This is a genomic window from Clostridium sp. 1001270J_160509_D11 (genome assembly GCF_015667935.1).
In the GTDB taxonomy this organism is placed as follows: domain Bacteria; phylum Bacillota; class Clostridia; order Peptostreptococcales; family Peptostreptococcaceae; genus Intestinibacter.
Genome location: NZ_JADPET010000273.1, coordinates 1 through 1,062 on the forward strand (window position 1 = coordinate 1; position 1,062 = coordinate 1,062).

The 1,062-nt window shown below is 26.6% G+C and carries 1 protein-coding gene; it reads left to right on the top strand.

Annotated elements, in window-relative coordinates; genetic code table 11:
- The first annotated feature begins 74 nt into the window (after positions 1–74).
- On the top strand, positions 75–1,010 hold the full coding sequence (locus I4U58_RS13910; protein ID WP_195931917.1) for a phosphoglycerate dehydrogenase: 936 nt from the start codon (positions 75–77) through the stop codon (positions 1,008–1,010).
- Positions 1,011–1,062 lie beyond the last annotated feature (52 nt).

Genomic DNA, 1,062 nt, shown 5'->3' on the forward strand with positions numbered 1-1,062 from the left:
AATGTTTTGAGATATATGTATCTCAATTTTTTTTTGATTATAATTAAATTAACTATAGAAAGGGGATAATAATTATGAAAGTTTTAATTACTGTAAAAATTAGTGACGAACAATTAGAAAAAATAAAAAGTCTAGGATATGAGATTATAAGAATATCTGAATCGAAAATCAAAAATTGTGAAGAAGTAGATGATGCAGATATATTAGTCACTTATAATCCTTTTAAAAGATTAGATATATCAAAAATGAAAAATTTAAAATATATAATGCTTACAAGTGTAGGATTTGATCAATTACCAAAAGAAAAAGTCATAAAACAAAATATACAAGTAACTAACAACAGAGGTGGATATAGCATACCTATGTCAGAGTGGATAGTTATGTGCATATTAGAAATATATAAAAAATCTAAAATGCTTTATAAACAACAGCAAGATAAAGTTTGGCATATGGATTTTGGAATAAGTGAACTTTATGGAAGTAGAATTGGCTTTTTGGGAACAGGAACAATTGCTGTAGAAGCTGCAAAAAGACTTAATGGATTTGGAGTGGAAATATGGGGGTACAATACTAATGGACGTGAAGTAGAATATTTTGATAGATGCTTTGGAAAAAATCAAATAAATGAAATATTTAAAAACTGCGATGTAGTAGTTAGTACAATGCCTTGCACAGAAAATACAATAGGAATGATTGATAAGGATAAATTTGAATTAATGAAACAAGGTTCTAGCTTTATAAATGTTGGAAGAGGAAAAATCGTCAACGAAGAAGATTTAATAAAATATCTAGATAAATTTGAGGGTGTTGCATTAGACGTATTTGAACAAGAGCCACTTCCAAAAGAAAGCCCACTATGGGATGCTGACAATGTAATTGTTACACCTCATAATTGTTGGGTATCTGATAAAAATGATATAAGAGTAGAGAAATTAATGTATTCTAATTTAAAAAAATATAAAGAAGGCAAACAAGTAGATAATATAGTAAATATAGAAAGAGGATATTAAAAAATAGAGTTTTTAAATAAAGATAATTTTTCTTGGGTTATAAAATAATCTA

Coding starts and splice junctions, on each gene's coding strand:
- I4U58_RS13910 (WP_195931917.1), top strand. CDS start 75: ATGAAAGTTTTAATTACTGTAAAAATTAGTGACGAACAATTAGAAAAA.